We start from the raw sequence: 23,806 nt of genomic DNA on the forward strand, positions 1-23,806 counted from the left end.
CTCTCTGGTTTTCAGGCTCCTTTAATTCCTTTTATGCTTGGCCGTAGATCTTCAGGTCTGATATTTTCAACACATTCCTGCACCGGGTACTGTTATCTCCAAGCCCTGCACTCACGCTTACGACCTTAATATTTTCAGCAGGGCCGCAGTACTTGGTATAATCTTCAACGAGGTCTCTTTCAACATAACTCAGGGGAATTCCTGCGATTACAACGGAAGGGGAAAAGCGCCGCCTTTTTTCCTGATCCCGGTAATAATTCCCTTCTGATTGCGGATTCATGCTCCCTGCAGTAACATAATAAATTGACTTATGGTCGCTGAATGTGATCTTTAACCACAGGCTGAAGTTGTCCAGGTCTTCGCCATTCCAGTTCCATGAAATTTTTCCCGGAGACAGGCTTACATTTTTATTCCACATGCCTTCCCCGGTCAGGAAAGGGGTTTGAGTATCAAGATAAAGTTCGTTGCCTTTGCAGCTAAGAAAGTCTCCTTCAAGGTTGCAGTTATCTTCGAAATTTCCCTCGTATACTATCTTTTCAGCAGACGTTGTTTGAAAATACAATATTGCCAGAACTGCAAAAAGCAGGAATATGAATCCCAGCACGATCTTTTTTCCAGGAAGCATGAAAATAATCAATGCCTGGATGTTAATAAACATTTCGAAATAAATTTATCTTTTACAAATATAGTTATACTTTTTTACACATTATGATTACTTATTAGTACTGATTTTTACATTTATGTTTTCGATAACTAACTCTAAATTTTCGCAGTAATCAGTAAACAATCATTTTTTGAATCATGTTTATTTTATTTTCGATATCAATAGCTTAAATTTCAAATATATGACTCAAAGGCAAAATCCCTATAAGTCAAAATTTTATTTTGTTTGTGGGTTTTTACACTAAATTAAAGTTCTTTCCTGCATCTAAAAAACAAAAGGATTATTTAGTATTATTATTGTCATAATTCTTATGACTAATATTGGTAATAGATATTATATTTTTCAAATATTTTGTGTATCTTTTTTTATATTTATGTTTTTATGTATTATTATCCCATCAGAATGTGCTATTGAACAGCGAGGACAACTCATAAGTATTGCAGGAGGAGATCATCACATTCTCAATGCAGAAAACTGCCCCGGATTTTATTATTCAACCACTTCCGGAACATACTATGAATCATTGGAACTTTCTTTTTCAGAGGATGGCTTTATTGAAACAGGAGATGCCATCTATACCTCAAAAATCAGTTCCGGTTCAACTGCTTTTTTCGGGAAGAAATATAAGGTCCTTGAGGATGGGCTGCTCAGTGAAAGCCTGGTGAGTTACGGAAGCCGGGATCTTCAAAAGGGGAATGATTTTGATCTCGGGAACGGCTGTAAACTGGTGCTTCAGGGTATAAACGGGAACTACGCCCTGCTTGAGTTCCAGAAATATTCTGTCCCCATTACTGCGGAATCCGTAGAAGAGGGCTCTAAATTTAGTTTCAAGACAGAGGTCGACGGCACAGAATATGTGATCCTAGAAGGGACCCTGGAAAAGGTTCTTGACAGCAAGGATCCCGTTGTGCGCCTTAAAAGCGTAAATCATTATTCAGATACACCTCTTAAGCTCGAAAAAGGAGATGAATACGGCAAGTTCGAAGTCACTGCGGTCACGAGTAAATATATTGAGCTGAAAAACAGCGTGCCTATCAGGCTGCAGTTAGGAGATTATACTACCATCCTTGACGACCTACTCGATTTTCAGGTTGCCGATAATGTATACCGGGCATGTTCTTACAACATGACTAAGGATACTATCAAATCGTATAAGATCAGGGGTACATCCCTGGCTGTAAACCGCTCGGATTCCTCTATGGATTCCTGCATCTGGACGGCTGATTCTTTTGGTATGTTTTTTTACGACCCTGAGTACGATCTCAGTACTGAAAGCCTTGAACTTTCCCTTGATGCTGGAAATGATTGGATTCCTGAAGGGGGCCTGGTTTACGAATCCCTGCCTGTTAAAATAGCATATAAAAACCCGGAGATGAGCGATTACGGGGATGAATGGTTTAATGAAGGATATTCCGTGCTTGGCTGGAATGGTGAAAAATGTGCATATCTTGGGAGTGACCGGGGAATTGTAAATATCCTTCTGGATGAAGATAAGAAACTCCTCCATCCGGGTGAAGAATATTACCTGAAAGAAGGGTATACCCTGAAAGTCACCGATTTAAATTCGGATAGTGCCTGCTTGACTGTTTTCAGGAACAACCTCCCGGTGTATTCAAGCATAATCTCTCCCGGCAAATCGGCAGACTTGGGTACCCACACCCTCCTCTACACAAAGGAATTAAATGGGGTTGAAGTGCCCTTCTTTTCGGTATATGTTGACAGCGTCATACAGGGCGAGGAGCTCTCTGCTGTTAATCTGAAGTATCTTTTGCATTTCTCTGACAGCCCTCTGGAATTGAATTATGGTGATGAGATCGGAGAGCTTACTGTTGTTGAGACCTATCCGAAACTCAGGCTCGAAAATAAACATGTGGTCTGGTCCGGTTCGGATATCAATGTCATGGAAGAAACCTGGATTGGCCGGTTTGAAAAGAAGACTTCAGGGAATCTCTATGTGACCTTTTACCCTTACATGAACAGGGTGGAAAATGTGGAATCCATTCTTCCTTCCACCACTCCCGTATCCATACCCGCTATGAGTATTGAAGAATACCTGGTCGGAATTTGAAAACTTCTTGAGGCAAAACCATGAGGAACCACAATATTACTCCATACCCTTTTACCGCTATAGTCGGGCAGGAACAAATGAAAAAAGCCCTGATCTTAAATCTCATCAACCCTAAAGTGGGAGGAGTTTTGATCAGGGGGGAAAAAGGAACTGCCAAATCAACCGCCGTCCGGGCGCTTGCCAACCTCTTGCCTGAAATTGAGGTGGTTGAAGGCTGCAAGTTCAAATGCAACCCAAATAATAGAAGCGAATTGTGTGAGAAATGCCTTGAAAAACTAAAAGCAGGAGCTCTAAAAATTTCCCGGGTAAAAATGAAAGTTGCGGACCTGCCTGTAAGTGCCACCGAAGACCGGGTTGTCGGGACCCTTGATATTGAACATGCCATCAAAACAGGGGAAAAGCGTTTTGAGCCCGGAGTGCTTGCAATGGCTCACAGGGGTATCCTGTATGTGGATGAGATTAACCTTCTCGATGACCACCTTGTAGACGTGCTTCTTGATTCTGCAGCAATGGGGGTAAACACTATTGAAAGAGAGGGGATCTCCTACACCCATCCTGCGAACTTTGTGCTTGTGGGCACCATGAACCCGGAAGAAGGGGAACTGCGGCCTCAATTGCTAGACCGGTTTGGTTTATGTGTGGATATAAAGGGCATCAGTGACGTGTCCCGAAGAGTTGAACTTATAAAATACAGGCTCAGTTATGAGGCAGGCCCTGAAGCTTTTGCAGCAAACTGGAAGGCTGCCGAAACCAAGCTTTGCGGGCAGATCCTCAATGCAAAGCAGTTGCTTCCCGAGGTCAGGATTTCAGATGACATGCTTGAACTGATCAGCCAGATCTGTATTGACATGGGAGTGGACGGGCACAGGGCAGACCTCACCATGATGAAGACCTCAATCACGCTTGCAGCTTTTTATGGAAGAACCAAAGTAACCGAGGAAGATGTCCGGGAGGCTGCGGGGCTTACCCTTTCTCACCGCATGCGCAGAAAGCCTTTTGATAATCAGCCCGAAAAACAGGATAAACTGGACGACAGCATTGAGAAACATAAGGAAAAGCAGAAGGAAAAGCAGAAGGAAAAGCAGAAGGAAAAACAGAAAAATCAGGAAGAAAAACAGAAAAATGAGGGTGGAAATGAGAAAGATAAACCCGAGCAGCAAAAAAAAGAACCGAACGAAGACCCGGATCAACAGCACAAACAGGCTGAAGGTCATCATCCGGAAGAATCCGGAGACCAGAATGCAGAGCATCCGGACGCTTCTTCGGAAACTACTTTTGAAATCGGGGAAAACTATCAGGTAAAACAATTGTCTCCTGAATTTCGTAGAGACCAGCGAAACGGATCCGGTAGGCGCAGCAAAACCCTGACCAGATCTAAAAAAGGCAGGTATATAAAGAGTTTCATTCCTCATAAAAAAACCACGGACCTTGCTTTTGATGCCACCCTGAGGGCAGCCGCTCCTTTCCAGCTTATGCGGGAAAAAAATGGCAATTCCGTAGCAATCCATGAATCCGATTTCAGGGAAAAAATCCGGGAGAAAAAGATCGGTAACCTTGTACTCTTTGTGGTTGATGCAAGCGGTTCCATGGGAGCCCGGCAGCGTATGGTTGCTTCCAAAGGTGCAGTTCTTTCAATGCTTATGGACGCCTACCAGAAACGCGACAAAGTGGGGCTTATCGCTTTCAAAGGGGATAGTGCGGAACTGCTCCTGCCTCCGACCTCCAGTATAGAACTGGCTCAAAAGTATTTGCAGGAAATGCCTACAGGGGGAAAGACGCCTCTTTCACGGGGCCTTGTAAAAGGGTATGAGGTCATAAAAACCGAACTCCAGCGGGACCCCGATACCTGCCCTTTTATGGTTCTTATCTCTGACGGCAGGGCCAATGTCAGTATGAATGGGGAATCCCCTCTTCAGGAAACAAAAACAGTTGCTTCCCGGTTAAGGGAGGAAGGTATACAAGCTGCCGTAATTGACACGGAAAACAGCATGATCAAATTCGGGCTTGCACAGCAGATTTCTACAGCCCTTGGGGCCACATACCTGACTCTTGAAAATTTAAAATCAGATTCTATAGTCGATGCGGTTCGAGCTTCAGCTCCGTTTGATGTTCGGTTGCCTTCAGGCGATTTTTCAGTTTGAGCCCTTTTAGATTGCCTATTTTTCGGATATGGTAAGGTTTTTCAAAACAGGGTTTTATTTCTCAAAAATACAACAAAAGCTATATGTCTATCTAAAGCTGTAAACCTTGCCTATGGATTTTCAGATCTTGGATGCAGATTACGAAATCACCAATGACAGCAGTCCTGTCATTCGCCTCTTTGGCAGGGGGGCGGACGGAAAAAGTGTATGCTGCTTTGTCCCGGATTTTGAGCCTTACTTTTATCTCAAAGCTTCTGGAGACCTGCATGCCGTAGCAAGGCTTATAAAAGATACTTTTGAGCAGGTCAAAAAGGTCGAAATTGTCGAAAAGTTCGAACCTGTAGGGTACCAGAAATCAAAAAAAGAAATGCTCAGGATTACTACCCACCTGCCAAGAGATGTGCCTGAGATGAGGAACGAGATTCTGAAGGTCCGGGATGTTTTTAACTCCAAAGATGACTGGCAGGTTTATGAAAGTGATATTCTTTTCAGAAACCGCTTTTTAATTGACAGGGGCCTTGGGGGCATGGTCTGGGTTTCTACAGAAGAACAGTCAGTAGACTCTACCAGATACCTAAAGACAGGTTCTGCAGGGAGTTCTCGCTGCGAAAACTTTGCATGTGATTCTGTAATCTTTGCATCCGAGCTAAAGAGAGTTGAAAGCCTGAGCATTGCTCCTCTTAAGTACCTCTCTTTTGATATTGAGTGCCTGCCCCTTGACGGGGGGATGCCTTCTCCCGATGTCTCTCCCATAATTATGATCAGCTTTTCTTTCGAGCCCGAATATAAAGGGCATAAGACCCTTATTCTGCTGGCAAAACCTGCTGCCGATATGGACGGCGATGTCATTCCCTGTAGGGATGAAACTGAGATGTTGAATCGTTTTTTCGAGATTATTTGCGAATATGACCCTGACATTGTTGCAGGGTATAACCACCAGGACTTTGATATTCCTTATATCACGGACAGGGTCAAAGCTCTGGCTGCAAAAGGAGAAGTGATCAATTCGGTTGTTGGCAGGGACGGCAGCCAGATAGGTTATAGAAGGTTCGGGCTCATTACTCGAACGGAAATGAAAGGAAGGGTGGTTGTGGATGCCCTTCCTCTTGTAAGGAGAGCTTTCAGCCTGAAACAGTATACCCTGAGAGTCGTCTCAAAAGAACTTCTGAACCGTGAAAAACTTGATGTTGCTCCGCTGGAGATGGAAGAGCACTGGAATGACTCAGGGGATAAATTCCGAAAATTTGTTGATTATTCACGCAGGGACTCCGAGCTTGCCCTGGAGCTTGTCCTCGAGCTGAGGCTCCTTGATAAATACATCGCTCTTGCCCAGGTAAGCGGGAGCCTGCTCCAGGAGATTGTTGACGGGGGTCAAACTTCCATGGTTGAGACTCTTCTTCTCCGAGAATTCGGTCGGAAGGACAGGGTTATTCTTCCAAAGCCAAGGGATGAGCTTTCGGCTAAAAGGTATGATATGAGTTCGGACCTGAAGGGCGGAGAGGTGCTGGAGCCGAAGAAGGGCCTTCTGGAAAACGTGTTGATTCTTGACTACAAGTCTCTCTATCCGACCATCATGATGGCTCACAATCTGTGTTACACAACTGTTGTGACCCGGGACTGGCCTGATGGGGAAACTATTAAGCCTCCTTCGGGGGGAGAATTCGTTCCTCCTGAGGTATACAGGGGTATTGTGCCTTCCATTCTTGAAGACTTGCTTAACCAGAGAGGAGAAACAAAGAAAAGGATGAAACGGGCCCTGGATGAAAACGAGTATCGTGTGCTTGATGCCACCCAGCTTGCCCTGAAAATCCTGCTGAACAGTTTTTACGGTTATTCCGGATATGCCCGGGCAAGGCTTTACAGCCTGCCGCTTGCAAATGCTGTTACCAGTTTTGGAAGAAGTAATATCCTGAATACACGGGACCTTATCAATAATACTATAGGAAAAATCGTCCTCCGAAAACCGGCAGCTTTGCTTCTTGAAGAAGCAGGGGAACTTTCCTCCCAGGACAGAATAGTTGAACTGTCAGTTGCTTACGGGGATACAGACAGTGTTTTTGTGCACTGCAGGTCCGGAGGGGATATCTCCCTTGAAGAGATCAGTCTCGTAGGGAACAGGCTTTCAGAGATTGTTTCGGCTTCTCTGCCTGACCCGATGGAGCTCGAGTTTGAATCTGTTGCAAAACGTGCTCTTCTCATTGCAAAGAAGCGCTATGCACTCTGGCTTTTTGAGCCCAAAAATTCAGGCTGGGAAAACAAAATCAAGGTCAAAGGCATGGAAACCGTGCGCAGAGACTGGTGCGAACTGACTTCAATGACCCTTAACAGGGTTCTTGAGCTTGTGCTTATAGAGGGTGATGTTGATCAGGCTGTAGAATATGTCCGTAACGTGGTCAGTGATGTCAGAAACCTTGACCTGGGGAAAGATGCCAAACTTATTGAAAAGCTTGTCCTGACCCGGACCCTTACCCGAAAAACAGATAGCTATAAAAACAAACAGCCTCATCTGACAGTCGCGGAAAATCTGAAGAGAAGGACCGGGGTTATGCCTTCAATAGGGACAAGGATTCCTTTTGTCATCACTGCAGGAAAAGGCCTCTTTGTAGACCGTGCCGAAGACCCGGACTATGTTCGCGAATTCAATGTGCCTATAGACGTTGATTATTATGTCAAGAAACAGATATTGCCTCCTGTTGAACGTATTCTGGAAGTCTTTGGGGTCAAAATATCATCTCTTGACTTTGACGTAAAGCAGAAGGGTCTCTTTGATTTTGAAGTTAAGATACCTGAAGTTAAGAAACCTGAAGTTAAGAAACCTGAGGTTAAGAAACCTGAAGTAAAAATGCAGGAAAAAGAAAAAGTATCTTCCCAAAAAGAGAACGAAGGGATGGTACAGGAAGAGAAAACCCAGTGCCTGGAGAACGGGCGTGCAGAACAGCGTTCCCTGTTTGATTTCTGACACCTGAATTGCGCTTCGGTACCCGAGTTTCACTTCGGGATCACAGGAAATCGTAGATTTTCTGGGAGTTGCGATGTAATCGTAACAGCACGAGGTCCCTTTCTCTGTGCTCAAGAGGACCACTTAAAAATATTTATGGCCTGCACAACCGTAATTCTCCATGTTTGGTCCTTCTTGTTACGCTCGACGAAGGAGAGCGATCTTACAAAAAACAAAGAAAAGAACTCAGCTATCAAAAGCAACCCCTGAAAAAACACTATTTTTCAATATCTCTTTTTTAATTCCTTCCTTTTTTGAAGATCAACCAGACAGGCTTGTGGAGGTACTTATATTTGCCTGTAATTTGAAAAGAGGTTTGCGGGGGAAAGGAAATTATCTATCTGGCTGACAGGCGGACCCAGGCGCCGTGCGGCTCAGGGGGAGAAGACTGAAAGATTTCTTCCTGGATTCCGAAATAGATCAACTAATTAATCAGGGGTCATCAATTCGTTTGCTCCTCAAAATTAATTTGTATTATTCCCTTCCATTTTTATTACTATGGGAGTGCAGAGGGTCACGAATACCCTGACCTTCAGGTCGGGGATGAAGTGAACCCTCGCTGGCTGTTTTGTATTCGCTTAAACTGTATCAATCATCGTTTTTTTGTAAAATGAGGTTTTTTGACACCATAGCCACAGGTGGTTCCAGCTACCTATGGCTAGGATGTGATAAGCGTTGGAATTGCGCAGTTTTAGCCATGGCTATGGTCAGATTACCTACCACATCGTGTTGGTGCCTAAGTATCGATACAAGATATTCTACAATAAACGAGTTAAAAAGGATTGCGAGTCTATATTCCACAATATTTGCACAGAGAAAGGCTACAAAATCCATGCTCTGGAAGTTGTAGATAATCATGTTCACCTGTTCCTGGAATTCCACCCAAGCACCTCTCTATCAGAGGTGGTTCAATACTTGAAAGGAGGTAGTTCTTACAGATTGTTCAAGCTTCATCCTGAACTGAGAACACGATATTGGGGTGGAAGTCTATGGTCAAGTGGTAAATTCTATCGATCCGTTGGAAATGTAACCGCTGACACAATCAAGCACTACATTAAGGAGTCGCAGGGAAAACCGAAAACAGAGGTTCAATCATATAGATTAAAGTCTAGGCAACGGAAAATTGACGATTTCTAAGTACCAGAATAACCGGGCGGGCGGCCCATCAGCATACCCCATCCTTTAGGTTGGGGTGGCCGCACGCAATTTGATTTCTCAATCCTTCTATTTATGCTCTCAGTCCTTTTTCCTTTAATATTTTTTGGACATTATATTAAATATTTTATGTGAATTCTATATAGTTTAATAGTTTCATTGGTGTTTATTGTTTGTATATACTACAATAGGTTATATGTTGAGAATCTTTATATATTGTTCTCTTTTTATAGTGCATTGTACTGGAAACATCTTAACATCTTAGATAAATATAGATAATTTATTTATCTATTTATATATTATTATTTATATAAAGGAGTATGTGTGACATGGTAAATAAATTAAAAACTTATGCAATCCTGACAATAATGGTGATCGGGCTTGTGTTTATAGGAATTGGATGTACTGAAACTGAAAATAGTGAAGACTCTTCTTCGGTTCAGGAAACCTCTTCTGAGGGAACCCCTGCAGCCGAAGCCCCTGTAACCGAAGCACAGGGTATTTTTCTGAAAGGTTCAGACACAGTTCTCCCCCTCGCACAGGCTGAAGCTGAAGAATTTATGATTGCATATCCTGATAAGAGTGTGACAGTTACCGGGGGCGGATCCGGGGTTGGGATTGCTGCGCTCATTGATGGTGAGGTTGACATTGCTACTGTATCCAGAGAAATGAAAGCTGATGAAATCGAAGCTGCTAAAGCAAATGGCATCAATCCGGTGGAGCACACTATTGCCATTGACGGCATTTCAGTGATTGTAAACCCCGAGAATCCTGTTTCTGAACTTACCTTTGACCAGTTGCGTGGCATCTATAACGGGAGCATCAGCAACTGGAAGGATGTTGGTGGAGATGACAGGCCTATTGCCGTAATCTCCAGAGACAGCAGTTCCGGAACTTATGAATACTTCAAGGAAGACGTGTTGTTCGGGGATGAATACCGGGTTGATGCTCTTACCCAGCCTGCCACCGGTGGAATTGTGAGTGAGGTCACTCAGAACCCAGGTGCAATCGGATACATAGGTGTAGCATACCTCGATGAAAGTGTACAGGCCCTGAGCCTTGATGGTGGAAACGGCTCTGAATCCCCAAGTCCTGACAACATCATAAGTGGTGCATACCCACTTTCAAGACCTCTCTACTTTTACACCAACGGGGAGCCTTCAGGCCTCACAAAGGAATTCATAGACTATGTTATGAGTGCAGATGGGCAGAGCATAGTAAGTGAAGTCGGGTACTTCCCGATAAATTCGTAAGATCGGAAAACAATTTCAAGGGAATAAAATGTTTGATCGAAATTATAAGGAAAAATCGATCGAATCGGTGCTTTTTTCAGTAAGCGCCCTTACGGTCGTCATCCTTTTCCTTATATGCATCTTTTTATTCAGGGACGGTTTACTTCTTTTTAAAGCCACGTCTCTTCTGGATTTCCTTACAGGGAAGTTCTGGTATCCGACATCCGTAAACAGGCAGTTCGGGTTATTGCCTCTGCTTTTTGGTTCCCTTCTTGTTACCGCTGGAGCAATTCTTTTTGCTGTGCCTCTGGGGATTGCTTCTGCTATCTATATTTCCGAAATTGCCCACCCAAAGGTTGCGGATTTCCTTAAGCCCTTTGTCGAGATCCTGGCAGGTATTCCTTCGGTTGTATTCGGGTTCTTCGGGCTTGTTGTACTGGTCCCGTTTGTGCGGAGTGCCTTCAACCTGCCTACGGGACAATCTGCTTTCACAGGCTCCATTATGCTCGGGATCATGGCGCTTCCCACGATAATTACTATTTCGGAGGATGCCATAAGTTCTGTTCCAAGCACTCTGAAACAGGGTTCTCTTGCTCTTGGGGCTACAAGATGGCAGACTATATACAGGGTTATAGTCCCTGCAGCCCTTTCCGGAATTTCAGCAGCCGTAATGCTCGGCATGGGAAGGGCTATAGGAGAAACAATGACTGTCATGATGGTGACCGGAAATACTGCAATAATTCCTTCTTTTCCCGGAGGTATTCTGGGTCCCGTGAGGACAATGACTGCCACAATCGCACTTGAGATGGGTGAGGTCCCTCAGGGAAGTGCCCACTTCCATGCCCTGTTTGCAGTAGGGTCTGTGCTTTTCATCATAACGCTCCTGATTAACCTGATTGCAGATTCAATTAAAAAGCGATACAGGTTCAAGGTGGATTGAGCATGGGGTTGAATGCAAAAATAAATGACGATTAGAAGGTGAGGATGATTCACAGTGGATTGAGTTTCAGATTGAGTGCAAAAACAAGTGAAAAAATTGCCTTTGCAATGCTCAGCCTTGCCGCTCTGACAGTTGCAAGCTTTGTGCTGATAATTCTTGCATATATAGTTTTTAATGGATACAGTGCAATTAGCATTGAGTTCCTTACTGAAATGCCCAGACGGATGATGACTCAGGGGGGGATCTATCCGGCAATTGTGGGTACCTTAGCCCTTATAGTAGGGTCAATGGCGGTGGCTCTTCCCATGGGGATTATGGCTGCCATCTACCTCAACGAGTATGCAGGAGAAACCAGGACTACCTGGATTATAGAAATGGCAGTTAATAATCTTGCAGGAACTCCATCTGTGGTTTTTGGGCTTTTCGGGCTTGCAATGTTTGTTAAGTACTTTGGTTTTGGTCCTTCTATATTTTCAGCTTCCCTCACCCTTTCTCTCCTGATCCTTCCGGTGATTATCCGTTCCAGCCAGGAAGCTCTGATCACAGTTCCGAATGAATATAGGGAATCATCTCTTGCGCTTGGGATCAGCAAGTGGCAGACCATAAGGCATGTGGTGCTGCCGGCAGCCATCCCGGGAATTGTTACAGGTTCCATCTTGAGTATCGGAAGAGTTGCAGGGGAAACTGCTCCTATTCTTCTTACAGGTGCAGCTTACTACCTGCCAAGGCTGCCTGACTCGATCTATTCCCAGTTCATGGCTCTCCCCTACCACCTCTTCGTGCTGGCCACCGCCGGGACAAACATTGCCAAAACCAGGCCCCTTCAGTATGGTACGGCTATGGTCCTGTTGGCGATCGTGCTGGGCTTGAACCTCATAGCAGTTCTAATCCGCAGGCATTACAGGCAAAAATTGAAAATTTGATTTGAGTTTTATTAATAACGTATCAGTGTTTATTAGGATTTACGTACTTGGAGAATAAAATCAGGTGCATACGGACTCTTCAACGTTTGTCTGATTTATACCGTTAAGTTTTTTCCGTTTATGGTTTTCAGTTCAACTGTGTAAGTCCTATTTATATAATCATCGAGGTCCATAAATGACTGAAGCTGTTCAAAACGTAGCTCGATCCCAGATTGAAGTCGAAAATCTTAATCTGTGGTACGGGGATAAGCAGGCACTAAAGAACATTTCCATGCATATCCCCAAAAACAGCGTAACCGCTCTTATAGGTCCTTCTGGCTGCGGAAAGTCTACTTTCATCCGGTGTTTAAACAGGATGAACGATCTTATCAAAAACTGCAGGATCGAAGGTAAAATTTCAATTGAAGGTAAGGATATCTATGGAACAGGCGTGGATGTTGTTGACCTCCGGAAACATGTGGGAATGGTTTTCCAGAAGCCCAACCCTTTCCCGATGTCCATTTATGACAACATCGCATATGGGCCGCGTATCCATGGTGTAACTAAGAAATATCTGGGTGGAGTTGTCGAGGGTGCCCTTCGTTCGGCTGCCATCTGGGATGAAACCTCAGACCGGCTCAAGTCACCTGCCCTTTCCCTGAGCGGGGGGCAGCAGCAAAGGCTTTGTATTGCCAGGACTCTGGCAGTAAAGCCCGAAATCATTCTTTTCGATGAGCCTTGCAGTGCTCTTGATCCCATTTCAACGTCAAGGATCGAAGAACTGATTATGAACCTTAAAATAGATTATACCATAGTAATTGTAACTCATAATATGCAACAGGCAGCAAGGATTTCAGACCATACAGGTTTTTTCCTTATGGGGGAACTGATTGAGTTCGGCCAGACAAGGCAGATTTTTCAAAATCCAAAGGAACAGAGCACTGAGGATTATATTACAGGCAGGTTTGGGTGATTTAAATGGTTCGAGAACGATATCTTATGCAACTGGATCTGCTCAGGGAGTCCGTACTTTCTCTCGGAGAAATGTCTGAAATGATTTTTCACGACTCTATGGGAGCGGTTATAGACCTCAATGTTGAGCTTGCCAAAAAGACTCTTGCCCTTGAGCCAGAAGCAGATAAACTTGAGGAAGGTATTGAGGTTTCCATTTTTGACCTGCTGGCGCTTCAGCAGCCCATGGCAAGTGACCTCAGGCTTGTTGTGTCGGCTCTTAAGATTGCGGCAGACCTTAGAAGGGTTGTGGGTCTTTCAATCAATATTGCCAAAATCCCTGGACGAATCGAAGGTGAGCATATCAAACCGCTCATAGATACCAAAAGAATGGCTGACATCACCGCAGATATGATTGCAAATTCCCTCCAGGCTTTCGAGACACGGGACCCTGAACTTGCACGAACGACAGCCGCTCGGGATGAAGAGGTCGATAAGATCTTTTATGCAGTCTGGGTTGAACTTCTGGAGATGATGGCAAAAGACACAAGTATTATTTCCAAAGCCACACATTTGCTCTTCCTGGTTCGCTATCTGGAAAGGATTGCAGATCACTGCTGTAATATATGTGAAAGTGTTATTTATCTAACGACGGCTGAACGTGTTAAGTTAAACTGAACAGGTTTTCTGGCCAGTTTTCTTCATTTTTTCTTTTTTTACTCCTCTTTTCTCTTATTTTTCAATCTTCAGTTATGTACATGTTTTAAGTATGTTTATAAGCATATAGACGCCCATGCCTGATATTCATATCAAAAATACGAGAATTTATTATCATAATTCTCTTCAGCCTGCCGAAATCATTATTGAGAATGGCAAAATTACAAAAATCGGAAAGGACTTCAGAGTCTCGAGTTCGGATATGGTGATAGATGCAGGTGGCTCCCTTACCTTGCCTGCCGGAATTGACGTGCATGTTCATTTCAGGGAACCGGGTATGACCCTTAAGGAAAACTGGTACACAGGGTCATGTTCTGCAGCTGCTGGGGGCATTGCCACTGTTATTGACCAGCCAAATACCATTCCTCCTACAACAGATCGGCGCTCTTTTGAACAGAAGCTCAAATTTGCCCGAAATAAGTCTATTGTTGATTTCGGGATTAACGGTGGGGTTACAGGAAATGTAGAGAAGCTCAAAGAACTCTGGAGGTTGGGAGTCACGGCTTTTGGGGAGATTTTCATGGCTGAGTCTACAGGCGGGTTAAATATCAATGAGGAGACCTTTGAAGAAGCCCTTGCTGAGATCAAACGTCTTGGAGCCCTCGCTACAATTCATGCCGAGGACGAAAAGATGCGCTTTGAACTGGAGCAGTTGTTGAAAGATGATGTTTCTTATGATTACCATTCAAAGGTACGCCCAAATGCATGTGAGGCATCGGCTGTCCAGAGTGCTCTTGAACTCATTTCCAAACTTCAGGTTAGGGCACATTTCTGCCATCTGAGTACGCTTGAAGCTGTGGGAATGATCCGAAAAGAAAAATATCTTGCAAAAAGAGAAGATAAAAAACCCCTTTTTACATGTGAGGTTACTCCTCATCACCTGTTTCTCTCTACTAAGGACTGGGAGCGTCTCAGGGCTTTTGGCAAAATGAACCCTCCTCTGCGGGGGAGCCACAGCATCAAAGCGCTTGTAAACGGGCTGAATGATGGGACTATTGATATGGTGGCTTCAGATCACGCTCCACACCTTGAGTCTGAAAAGGATCTCGATATAAAGGTTGCTCCTTCCGGAGTGCCGGGGGTTGAAACCCTTATGCCTCTCATGCTTGCTGCGGTCAAAAAAAATATTCTGCCCCTTTCGCAGATGATAATGGTTACAAGCTGGAACCCGGCAAAGGCTTTCGGGTTGGACCTCCAGGGCAAAGGCAGGCTTGAGGTGGGTTTTGATGCGGACTTTATGATTGTAGATCCGCGCAACCTTCAACCCATAAGAGCTGAAATGCTGCACAGTAAAGCTGGCTGGACGCCCTTTGAAGGAATGGATGCGGTCTTTCCGGAATATACACTCTCCAGGGGCGAGGTAATCTGGATGGAAGAGTCCATTAATGCAAAGCCGGGAAGGGGTAATTTCCTTGAAGGCAGTGGTAAAAGATTCAAAGAAGATGAATATGAAATTTCTGAAGAGGCCGGACCTGATTAAGGTTCCGGAACTCTCCTTTTTTAAACACTTTTTCAGTAAAAGTCGATTGAGTCCAGCTGTGAGTGCAACAGTTCCTGATGCTTCTTCTCAAGGAATTTGTAGACTGCGCCGTGAGTGGCTCCGTCAAGCAGCATTTTTATGGCTGTCCTTATTATGGTGTTCTGTTCCGGGTATCCGAGTATGGATACGGTTTTTCCGTATACGGATATCTTGACATTTATCAGGCTTTCTGCAAGCTCTCTGGTTCGCCCACCTCTTCCTATAATCCTGCCTTTTACGCGCTGGAGCTCTTTTGGAGTGGTGGCAACGTCGGAGAGGTCAATGACCTCAAGCATCAGCATGTCGTCTTCAAGGATTCCAAGAGCTTTTTCGGGACTAAAACCTCTTCCTATGGCTTTGAGGGTCTCAAGAATCCTGAATTCTTTTAATGGATCCTCTTCGCAGGTAATATCGATTTTTCCGCTTTCGCTGTCTATGTCCAGTTGACAAGCGGTTTTTTCCTCAATAAATTTCTTTGTTTCTCCTTTCGGACCAATAATTGCTCCGATTCGCTCTTTGGGAATTTTGAGATACTGGGTCATGTTGTTTCCGCCTGTATTTTTGAAAGTAGTTCTTCAGGTTTGTCCGTGATTCCATAGCGGCCGAAGAACCTGAGTATATTTTGCACGTCTCTGTAGAGAAACTCTCTGGCATTGGGGTGTTCCAGAGTCACAGACTGCCCCATGTCTATGAAAATCGGGGTCGTGTCTGCCGGATCAATGAGGATATTGTATTCACTCAGGTCGGCATGTACAAGGTTTGCTTCTTTGTAGAGGAGGTGCATATATTCGACGATTTTGTCATAAACAAGCTTTGCTTCATCGTTTTCCAGGTGCGTGTTCTTCAATAGGGGATAGGGTTTTTTTTCTTCTCCCATGAATTCCATGATAAGAATATTTTTCTCAGCAACCAATGGCTCAGGAACTCGTACTCCTGCGCTTTTTGTACGCTTCAAGTTCTGGAATTCCTTGCGTGTCCATGCAAAAATTATGTCTCGCTTGTTATTTCTAATGTTTGTGAAGCGAGGGTCTTTCATAATATAGGCATCCATTGCCTTGAAAGTGCTGCTGGCCATTCTGTATATCTTTATTGCCAGTTCTCTTCCCTCGCCTTCTGCATAGAAGACATTAGCTTCCTTTCCAGTACTGATGGAGCCTCCCAGCGCCTTTATTATTCCCTTATTGGAAAGGGTATAAAGGACTTTTAGGGTGGGCACATCGAATACATTTTCTTCCACCTTCAGCCTTTCGGAGTCTTTTTCCCTGGCACGTGCTTTATCTTTGGCGCTGTCAATGCGCCTTATTTTCTCGTCCTGGTCCATTCCTATGTTTATCCTTTAAGGTACCCTTTTCTCTCAAGCCAGTCTACCTGTGGCCTTGTGTATTTCCATATCACGTCTGCCTTTTCGTTCTGAAAATCCCATGGCACAACAATGACAACATCTCCCTCTTTAATCCAGGTCTTCTTCTTTATTGAGCCCGGAATTCTTCCCATACGGACTACTCCGTCCATGCAGCGGAGTCTAAGACGGTTTGCACCAAGAAGACTTTCAACGGTTGCCAGAATCTCGTTATTTTCCCTTCGTGGAGTGCGTACTCTTGTAAATGTCTCTTCCGTGCTGGGATTGGCTTTTGATGTAGGTTTCTTTAAGTCTGCCAGTGTGATACCTCGTTATATGTAGTTTGCAATTATTCTTGTATTTTTTATTTTTATAACCTTAAATATTATATCTCTTTTTTCGAGCTTTAAGGTTATTCATCATGCAGCTTTCAACTTCCTGTTGTTATTTTAATGCTACGCTTTTTTGCTTTCTTTTAGTCTTTTCTTCTTATTATTTTCTTCTAAGTACTCCGGAAGGCGACAGGTATATATATTGGATGTGTGTTTGTATGTCTCACACGTAAAACAAGCGTGCGTCGCTCTTGAATTATTAATTCCAGGGTGGAATTCAGGAACTGAATAAACAAAATTCCATTTATATGTTATGTTTGTTTTTCTTTAAAATGTGCCTGGATGAAAAGCTTTATATATTAATACTAATGTATATGTGTTTCCTGTACCAGCATGAATATTGTTGTGCTGGTTGGTTCTCTCATAGTACAATGGTTTGATATTTCTTCTTCTTAGAAGGGGAATGGATACTCTTATATACTATGAGCGTGTAAGCAAATATCCTTTTCTAGTGTGTTTCTTAACACATGCTAGAGGGTTTTTCTCATAGCAATTTTGAGAAAGTTCTTCCTGTCAAAGGGGAGATTCGATATCTTTAAATACTATGGGTGCGTAACTATAATTTCCTGCATCATAAATGCAGCAATTACTACTCATTATCAATTTAATGGAGACAGGAGTTATTTTCTGTCTGACGAGGATTTGTCGGTTCGGTTAATTCTGGGTGATAGATGTTTTTTCAAATATCTATCGCGAAATGAACTAACTGAATTAGATAGTTGTTAGTGCAAGTTTCTGCGACCAAGACCTTTAATTTCAAGTGTGCTATAACAATTCTGGTTGATCCTGCCAGAGGTTACTGCTATCGGTGTTCGTCTAAGCCATGCGAGTCATATGTTCTTCGTGAACATGGCGTACTGCTCAGTAACACGTGGATAACCTGCCCTTGGGTCCGGCATAACCCCGGGAAACTGGGGATAATTCCGGATACCGCATATCTGCTGGAATGCTTTATGCGTCAAATGGATTCGTCTGCCCAAGGATGGATCTGCGGCCTATCAGGTAGTAGTGGGTGTAATGTACCTACTAGCCAACGACGGGTACGGGTTGTGAGAGCAAGAGCCCGGAGATGGATTCTGAGACATGAATCCAGGCCCTACGGGGCGCAGCAGGCGCGAAAACTTTACAATGCGGGAAACCGTGATAAGGGGACACCGAGTGCCAGCATCATATGCTGGCTGTCCAGGTGTTTAAACTACACCTGTTAGCAAGGGCCGGGCAAGACCGGTGCCAGCCGCCGCGGTAACACCGGCGGCCCGAGTGGTGATCGTGATTATTGGGTCTAAAGGGTCCGTAGCCGGTTTGGTCAGTCCTCCGGGAAATCTGATAGCTTAACTATTAGGCTTTCGGGGGATACTGCCAGGCTTGGAACCGGGAGAGGTAAGAGGTACTACAGGGGTAGGAGTGAAATCTTGTAATCCCTGTGGGACCACCTGTGGCGAAGGCGTCTTACCAGAACGGGTTCGACGGTGAGGGACGAAAGCTGGGGGCACGAACCGGATTAGATACCCGGGTAGTCCCAGCCGTAAACGATGCTCGCTAGGTGTCAGGCATGGCGCGACCGTGTCTGGTGCCGCAGGGAAGCCGTGAAGCGAGCCACCTGGGAAGTACGGCCGCAAGGCTGAAACTTAAAGGAATTGGCGGGGGAGCACAACAACGGGTGGAGCCTGCGGTTTAATTGGACTCAACGCCGGACAACTCACCGGGGGCGACAGCAATATGTAGGCCAAGCTGAAGACTTTGCCTGAATCGCTGAGAGGAGGTGCATGGCCGTCGCCAGTTCGTACTGTGAAGCATCCTGTTAAGTCAGGCAACGAGCGAGACCCGTGCCCACTGTTACCAGCATGTCCTCCGGGACGATGGGTACTCTGTGGGGACCGCCGGTGTTAAATCGGAGGAAGGTGCGGGCCACGGTAGGTCAGTATGCCCCGAATCTCCCGGGCTACACGCGGGCTACAATGGATGGGACAATGGGTCCCTCCCCCGAAAGGGGCTGGTAATCTCACAAACCCATCCGTAGTTCGGATCGAGGGCTGTAACTCGCCCTCGTGAAGCTGGAATCCGTAGTAATCGCGTTTCAATATAGCGCGGTGAATACGTCCCTGCTCCTTGCACACACCGCCCGTCAAACCACCCGAGTGAGGTATGGGTGAGGGCACGGACTCTGTGCCGTGTTCGAACCTGAATTTTGCAAGGGGGGTTAAGTCGTAACAAGGTAGCCGTAGGGGAATCTGCGGCTGGATCACCTCCTAAGCTAAAAACACTATCACCCAGATGCCGATAAACCGTACAAATCCTCACCCCATTAATAAATTCGAATTATAACTCATCAAATGCACCCGATAAGTAGTTTATCGGGGAAGGATGGATAGCCTGCGCGGAACCGCAGGCATATGAAGTCGTGTATAGGTGCTGTATATTGAACGCTAACTGGACCTGGTTAGGTGTAACAGGAGTTATGCTATCAGGTGGATGGCTCGGCTCAAGAGCTGATGAAGGACGTGCCAAGCTGCGATAAGCCCGGGATAGGTGCATGGATCCAATGAACCCGGGATCTCCGAATGGGACCTCTCCATAGTGATCAGTAATGATCGGGAACGCTCCGAATTGAAACATCTCAGTAGGAGCTGGAAAAGAAATCAATTGAGATGCCGCTAGTAACGGCGAGTGAAACCGGCACAGTTCAAACCGAATCCCTTCGGGGAAATGTGGTGTTGTAGGGCTGTTCAAACGTCTTGCGGCAAAACCGAACTTGCCTGGAACGGCAGACCATAGAGTGTGACAGTCACTTAGGTGTAAGCTAACAGACCGGAACATGTCCCTGAGTACCGTGCGTTGGATATCGTGCGGGAATCTGGGGGTCACCAATCTCCAAAACTAAATACTCCTTGAGACCGATAGCGAAATAGTAGGGTGACCGAACGCTGAAAAGTACCCCGAGAAGGGAGGTGCAAAGTGCCTGAAACCTGATAGTGATGGAACGATACGGCATGAAAGGATCTTTGACATGAAGAAATCATCCGCGAGGATGTAGTACGAATGTCACTGCCAGTGTTGTATCTTACGTTTTGAAGAACGGGCCAGGGAGTGTATCTTGGTGGCGATGGCTAACCTTTTATCTGGGCAGCCGAAGCGAAAGCAACATGTGCGCAGCCTTCGGGCGAGGCACGACGTATACAAGTGCGTGGAGTCACCGGGGTACGACCCGAAGCCGGGTGATCTAGGCGTGGGCAGGTTGAAGCGTGGCGAAAGCTACGTGGAGGACCGCAAGCGGTATTGATCTGCAAATCATTCGTGTGACCTGCGTCTCGTAGTGAAATGCTAATCTAACCCGGCATCCGCTGGTTCCTTCCGAAACATGTCGCAGCATGACCTGACTTGAGATCGTCGGTGGAGTAGAGCACTGATTGGCGGTTCCGGGGGAGAAATCCCTCGCCCGCCTGTCAAACTCCAAACCCACCGTCATCTGAGACAGTCGGAGTCCGGACTACTGGGGTAAGCTTGTAGTCCGTAAGGGAGACAACCCAGCCCGTGGTTAAGGTCCCCAAGTGTCGACTAAGTGTTAACGCTAAAGGGCGTCCCAAGCCCAAGACAGCTGGAAGGTTAGCTTAGAAGCAGCTACCCTTCAAAGAGTGCGTAACAGCTCACCAGTCGAGGTTTGGGGCCCCGAAAATTGACGGGGCTCAAGTCGACCACCGATACCACGGAGTACCGCAAGGTAATCTCGTAGGAAGGCGTTGTGTTCGGGCTGAAGCAGGGCTGTAAAGTCCTGTGGACCGTTCACAAACGAAAATCCTGGTAATAGTAGCAGCAAAGCAGGGTGAGAATCCCTGCCGCCGAAGGGGCCAGGTTTCCTCGGCAATGATCGTCAGCCGAGGGTTAGTCGGTCCTAAGACGTACCGTAATTCGAGTACGCCAAAAGGGAAACAGGTTAATATTCCTGTACCATTTAGCACTTAGTTCTGACGTTTCCGGGCAGGCCGAGCGGCGTCGTCGCGCCGTCTAAGCAGCGAACCCCGTGGAGAGCCGTAATGGCGAGAATCGGGCGAATCTGTAATGGCTTAAGTCGGCTGCACCCAGGAACCCGTGAAAAGGACAGCTAAATGTCCGTACCGAGAACTGACACAGGTGCCCCTAGCTGAAAAGGCTAAGGCGTGTCGGAGTAATTCAGTTAAGGGAATTCGGCAAATTAGCTCCGTAACTTCGGGAGAAGGAGTGCCTGCTGTGAAGACAGCAGGTCGCAGTGACCAGGGGGCTCTAACTGTCTAATACCAACATAGGAGATTGCAAACCCGTAAGGGCTAGTACAATCTCTGAATCCTGCTCAGTGCAGGTACCTGAAACCCCGGTTCAACGGGAAGAAGGGCCTGTAAACAGCGGGGGTAACTATGACCCTCTTAAGGTAGCGTAGTACCTTGTCGCTTAATTGGCGACTTGCATGAATGGATCAATGAGAGCCCTACTGTCCCTAACTGGAGTCCGGTGAAGCTTACATTCTAGTGCACAGTCTAGAGACCTCTAGGGGGAAGTGAAGACCCCGTGGAGCTTTACTGCAGCCTGTCGTTGGGTTGTGGTTCTGGATGTACAGAGTAGGTAGGAGGCGTCGAAGCGGGTGCGCCAGCATCTGTGGAGCCACAATTGGGACACTACCCTTCTGGAACTACGACCCTAACTCTGCGAAGAGGACCCCGATAGGTGGGCAGTTTGCCTGGGGCGGGACGCCCTTGAAAAGATATCAAGGGCGCGCAATGGTTGACTCAAGCGGGTCGGAAACTCGCTGAAGAGTGCAAGAGTATAAGTCAGCCTGACGTTATTCAGCAAAGCAGTGGATGACGAGACGAAAGTCGGTTCTAGCGAACTTTTGAGCCTCCTTGGTGGGGGCCAAAAATGACAGAAAAGTTACCCCGGGGATAATTGAGTCGTTGCCGGCAAGAGTACATATCGACCCGGCAGCTTGCTACCTCGATGTCGGTTCTTTCCATCCTGGCCGTGCAGCATCGGCCAAGGGTGAGGTTGTTCGCCTATTAAAGGAGATCGTGAGCTGGGTTTAGACCGTCGTGAGACAGGTCGGTTACTATCTACTAGAGGTGCCAGAGGTCTGCGGGTAAGCTGCTTTTAGTACGAGAGGAACCAAGCAGCGGCGCCACTGGTGTACCGGTTGTCTGACAAGGCATTGCCGGGCAGCTACGCGCTAAGGAATAAGAGCTGAATGCATCTAAGCTCGAAATCTGACCTAAAAAGAGACCTCTCTAAGGATTCCGGTAGAAGACCGGTTTGATAGAAACGGGATGTAAGCACCAAGGCAACGAGGTGTTCAGTCCGCGTTCACTAACTATCCGTTCCTTTCACCTAATTCAGGTCCAGGCGAAATTCAGTATGCAGCACATCTATACATGACTTTTCCCATATCCCATTTATAGGTAGAGTTTGGCGGCCATAGCGGCAGGGTAACTCCTGTACCCATCCCGAACACAGAAGATAAGCCTGTCCACGTTCCTTACTGTACTGAAGTGTGCGAGCCTTCGGGAACTCTGGATCGCTGCCAAACTCACCCTATACTACTTTAACTCTATTCTGAAATTGTTTTTTTGAAATGTTTTTTTGAATTGATTTTTTGATATTGATTTTTTAAATTGATTTTTTGATATTGATTTTTTAAATTGATTTTTTGATATTGATTTTTTAAATTGATTTTTTGAATTCTTCTTTCTCTTGTTACGTTGTCTGCTACCAAAGTATGAAATTAAAGAAATATCATTTGGTGTTGTAATCTCAGCAGTAATAATCAGGTCAAATCAAATTGATTTGGGATTATTTCTTTAAAAATCTACATATAGCTCGCCTGAGTTACTAGCTACATATTTGTATAGGTTTCCTGAATTAAAAATTACATAATGTGATCCTACTGTACAGTAGTAACCAGTATCTTCTGCGACTTCGCTATCTTCTGCCTCTATTGAATAGCACCATGTATCTTCTTCAACAGCCGCATGTATATATTCATCCTCTGCTGGATAATATAGATAAGAAAGTACCTTCATATAGGGTATTATTGTGAGTGGAGTTGGATAAAACATAAATGTCCTAAGGAAAATTCAACTTCAGGTGCTGAGTTTGCATAAAGGTTTGATTGAGCATATGCTATATGAGAAGGTATTTCAATTTTAAATTGTGGGAATAACTTAGCAGTAGGTAATGTTGGGGTAGGCCACCTCATTTTAGTTTTATAATCTTATTCTACTATATCTTTTGGTGTCTTTGCTTGCACATCGGGGAAAACTTCTTCCATTAATTCTCTAATTGACTTATCTTTTCCATAGATTTCATTGAGTTTTTTGAGCTGACTTTCATTAGCAGTAGCTGATATGCGTTCACTTTTTTCTTTAAGTGGAACAATTCTTACCGACATGGTTGCTGGAAGAACTTTATTTTTAGATACTACTTTTACATTTGAAGTTTGAATAGATTCGATATCCATACCAAGACTATTCAATTCATCAATAATTTGATAAAGCTGATCTGTACATATTAGGACATCTTCATATGATGAGTTATTATCTGTAACTATCATATTATAATCTTCAACGTTTTTTTGTAGGCGAAAATCTAATTCTTTTTTTTTCTGTGTCATTTCCATTTGCCGATACAACTGGGGCTAGTAGGATGGCTATTGTTAGAATTGATGTAAACAGCATTTTATTTCTTTTCATGAAATCCCTTAAAATGGTAAAGATATAGGGTATTCTCTTCCGTTTTCAATTTAATAAATTATGTAAGACCTGAAAGAA

The 23,806-nt window shown here is 45.0% G+C and carries 16 protein-coding genes and 3 rRNA genes; 13 read left to right on the forward strand and 6 right to left on the reverse strand.

Annotated elements, in window-relative coordinates; translation table 11 throughout:
* Positions 1 to 31 precede the first annotated feature (31 nt).
* Positions 32 to 625, reverse strand: coding sequence for a hypothetical protein (locus MSWHS_RS13385; protein WP_048129402.1), 594 nt, complete (start codon positions 623 to 625; stop codon positions 32 to 34).
* Positions 626 to 1,037: 412 nt separating this feature from the next.
* Between MSWHS_RS13385 and MSWHS_RS13390 the strand changes: the two genes are divergently transcribed.
* The 10 genes from MSWHS_RS13390 (at position 1,038) to MSWHS_RS13435 (ending at position 15,248) form a co-directional block, all read left to right on the forward strand.
* Positions 1,038 to 2,732 carry an S-layer protein domain-containing protein gene (locus MSWHS_RS13390; protein ID WP_156148195.1) on the forward strand — a complete coding sequence of 565 codons (1,695 nt, stop codon included), beginning with the start codon at positions 1,038 to 1,040 and terminating at the stop codon, positions 2,730 to 2,732.
* A gap of 20 nt (positions 2,733 to 2,752) precedes the next feature.
* The gene (locus MSWHS_RS13395; RefSeq protein WP_048129398.1) at positions 2,753 to 4,873 is read left to right on the forward strand and encodes a putative cobaltochelatase; all 2,121 of its coding nucleotides are present in this window, start codon (positions 2,753 to 2,755) and stop codon (positions 4,871 to 4,873) included.
* Positions 4,874 to 4,985: 112 nt separating this feature from the next.
* Complete coding sequence (locus MSWHS_RS13400; protein ID WP_048129396.1) at positions 4,986 to 7,832, forward strand: DNA-directed DNA polymerase; 2,847 nt, start codon at positions 4,986 to 4,988, stop codon at positions 7,830 to 7,832.
* A 714-nt stretch (positions 7,833 to 8,546) separates the two neighbouring features.
* The gene (tnpA, locus tag MSWHS_RS19510) at positions 8,547 to 9,008 is read left to right on the forward strand and encodes an IS200/IS605 family transposase (protein WP_082088120.1); all 462 of its coding nucleotides are present in this window, start codon (positions 8,547 to 8,549) and stop codon (positions 9,006 to 9,008) included.
* A gap of 347 nt (positions 9,009 to 9,355) precedes the next feature.
* Positions 9,356 to 10,279, forward strand: coding sequence for a PstS family phosphate ABC transporter substrate-binding protein (locus MSWHS_RS13410; protein ID WP_048129394.1), 924 nt, complete (start codon positions 9,356 to 9,358; stop codon positions 10,277 to 10,279).
* Positions 10,280 to 10,307: 28 nt separating this feature from the next.
* The gene (gene pstC / locus MSWHS_RS13415) at positions 10,308 to 11,198 is read left to right on the forward strand and encodes a phosphate ABC transporter permease subunit PstC (protein ID WP_048129392.1); all 891 of its coding nucleotides are present in this window, start codon (positions 10,308 to 10,310) and stop codon (positions 11,196 to 11,198) included.
* A gap of 44 nt (positions 11,199 to 11,242) precedes the next feature.
* A complete protein-coding gene (pstA, locus tag MSWHS_RS13420; protein WP_048129390.1) occupies positions 11,243 to 12,121 on the forward strand; it encodes a phosphate ABC transporter permease PstA in 879 nt (292 codons plus the stop codon).
* 175 nt (positions 12,122 to 12,296) lie between these two features.
* Positions 12,297 to 13,073 carry a phosphate ABC transporter ATP-binding protein PstB gene (pstB, locus tag MSWHS_RS13425; protein ID WP_048129388.1) on the forward strand — a complete coding sequence of 259 codons (777 nt, stop codon included), beginning with the start codon at positions 12,297 to 12,299 and terminating at the stop codon, positions 13,071 to 13,073.
* Positions 13,074 to 13,078: 5 nt separating this feature from the next.
* The gene (phoU, locus tag MSWHS_RS13430) at positions 13,079 to 13,729 is read left to right on the forward strand and encodes a phosphate signaling complex protein PhoU (protein WP_048129386.1); all 651 of its coding nucleotides are present in this window, start codon (positions 13,079 to 13,081) and stop codon (positions 13,727 to 13,729) included.
* Between the two features lie 115 nt (positions 13,730 to 13,844).
* The gene (locus MSWHS_RS13435) at positions 13,845 to 15,248 is read left to right on the forward strand and encodes a dihydroorotase (protein ID WP_048129385.1); all 1,404 of its coding nucleotides are present in this window, start codon (positions 13,845 to 13,847) and stop codon (positions 15,246 to 15,248) included.
* Positions 15,249 to 15,280: 32 nt separating this feature from the next.
* On the opposite strand, the gene MSWHS_RS13440 is transcribed toward MSWHS_RS13435, so the two are convergent.
* Genes MSWHS_RS13440 through eif1A form a run of 3 tightly spaced genes read right to left on the reverse strand, consistent with a single transcriptional unit; the run spans position 15,281 to position 16,946 of the window.
* Complete coding sequence (locus MSWHS_RS13440) at positions 15,281 to 15,829, reverse strand: KH domain-containing protein (protein ID WP_048129383.1); 549 nt, start codon at positions 15,827 to 15,829, stop codon at positions 15,281 to 15,283.
* Positions 15,826 to 16,608 carry a serine protein kinase RIO gene (locus MSWHS_RS13445; RefSeq protein WP_048129381.1) on the reverse strand — a complete coding sequence of 261 codons (783 nt, stop codon included), beginning with the start codon at positions 16,606 to 16,608 and terminating at the stop codon, positions 15,826 to 15,828. Before MSWHS_RS13445 ends, MSWHS_RS13440 begins: the two co-directional genes overlap by 4 nt.
* 8 nt (positions 16,609 to 16,616) lie before the next feature.
* Positions 16,617 to 16,946, reverse strand: coding sequence for a translation initiation factor eIF-1A (eif1A, locus tag MSWHS_RS13450; protein ID WP_048129379.1), 330 nt, complete (start codon positions 16,944 to 16,946; stop codon positions 16,617 to 16,619).
* Positions 16,947 to 17,791: 845 nt separating this feature from the next.
* On the opposite strand from eif1A, the gene MSWHS_RS13455 reads away from it, so the two are divergent.
* From MSWHS_RS13455 to rrf, 3 genes are all read left to right on the forward strand, one after another.
* Positions 17,792 to 19,269 (forward strand): 16S ribosomal RNA (locus MSWHS_RS13455).
* 196 nt (positions 19,270 to 19,465) lie between these two features.
* Positions 19,466 to 22,370: ribosomal RNA gene (locus MSWHS_RS13460) — 23S ribosomal RNA — on the forward strand.
* 74 nt (positions 22,371 to 22,444) lie between these two features.
* Positions 22,445 to 22,566, forward strand: a 5S ribosomal RNA gene (gene rrf, locus MSWHS_RS13465).
* Together the 16S, 23S and 5S rRNA genes form the textbook arrangement of a ribosomal RNA operon.
* Before the next feature lie 271 nt (positions 22,567 to 22,837).
* Here rrf and MSWHS_RS13470 read toward each other — a convergent pair.
* Together MSWHS_RS13470 and MSWHS_RS13475 are read right to left on the reverse strand one after the other, a co-directional pair.
* Complete coding sequence (locus tag MSWHS_RS13470; RefSeq protein ID WP_048159179.1) at positions 22,838 to 23,095, reverse strand: hypothetical protein; 258 nt, start codon at positions 23,093 to 23,095, stop codon at positions 22,838 to 22,840.
* 155 nt (positions 23,096 to 23,250) lie between these two features.
* Positions 23,251 to 23,655: a hypothetical protein gene (locus MSWHS_RS13475; RefSeq protein ID WP_156148192.1), complete on the reverse strand. Its 405-nt coding sequence runs from the start codon at positions 23,653 to 23,655 to the stop codon at positions 23,251 to 23,253.
* Between the last annotated feature and the right edge of the window lie 151 nt (positions 23,656 to 23,806).

Origin of the sequence: Methanosarcina sp. WWM596 (assembly GCF_000969965.1) — an archaeon.
In the GTDB taxonomy this organism is placed as follows: domain Archaea; phylum Halobacteriota; class Methanosarcinia; order Methanosarcinales; family Methanosarcinaceae; genus Methanosarcina.

Bases quoted from the DNA above. Each gene is read 5' to 3' on its own strand.
- MSWHS_RS13385 (WP_048129402.1), bottom strand. From the start codon at position 625: ATGCTTCCTGGAAAAAAGATCGTGCTGGGATTCATATTCCTGCTTTTT.
- MSWHS_RS13390 (WP_156148195.1), top strand. From the start codon at position 1,038: ATGTTTTTATGTATTATTATCCCATCAGAATGTGCTATTGAACAGCGA.
- MSWHS_RS13395 (WP_048129398.1), top strand. From the start codon at position 2,753: ATGAGGAACCACAATATTACTCCATACCCTTTTACCGCTATAGTCGGG.
- MSWHS_RS13400 (WP_048129396.1), top strand. From the start codon at position 4,986: ATGGATTTTCAGATCTTGGATGCAGATTACGAAATCACCAATGACAGC.
- MSWHS_RS13410 (WP_048129394.1), top strand. From the start codon at position 9,356: ATGGTAAATAAATTAAAAACTTATGCAATCCTGACAATAATGGTGATC.
- pstC (WP_048129392.1), top strand. From the start codon at position 10,308: ATGTTTGATCGAAATTATAAGGAAAAATCGATCGAATCGGTGCTTTTT.
- pstA (WP_048129390.1), top strand. From the start codon at position 11,243: ATGATTCACAGTGGATTGAGTTTCAGATTGAGTGCAAAAACAAGTGAA.
- pstB (WP_048129388.1), top strand. From the start codon at position 12,297: ATGACTGAAGCTGTTCAAAACGTAGCTCGATCCCAGATTGAAGTCGAA.
- phoU (WP_048129386.1), top strand. From the start codon at position 13,079: ATGGTTCGAGAACGATATCTTATGCAACTGGATCTGCTCAGGGAGTCC.
- MSWHS_RS13435 (WP_048129385.1), top strand. From the start codon at position 13,845: ATGCCTGATATTCATATCAAAAATACGAGAATTTATTATCATAATTCT.
- MSWHS_RS13440 (WP_048129383.1), bottom strand. From the start codon at position 15,829: ATGACCCAGTATCTCAAAATTCCCAAAGAGCGAATCGGAGCAATTATT.
- MSWHS_RS13445 (WP_048129381.1), bottom strand. From the start codon at position 16,608: ATGGACCAGGACGAGAAAATAAGGCGCATTGACAGCGCCAAAGATAAA.
- MSWHS_RS13470 (WP_048159179.1), bottom strand. From the start codon at position 23,095: ATGTTTTATCCAACTCCACTCACAATAATACCCTATATGAAGGTACTT.
- MSWHS_RS13475 (WP_156148192.1), bottom strand. From the start codon at position 23,655: ATGGAAATGACACAGAAAAAAAAAGAATTAGATTTTCGCCTACAAAAA.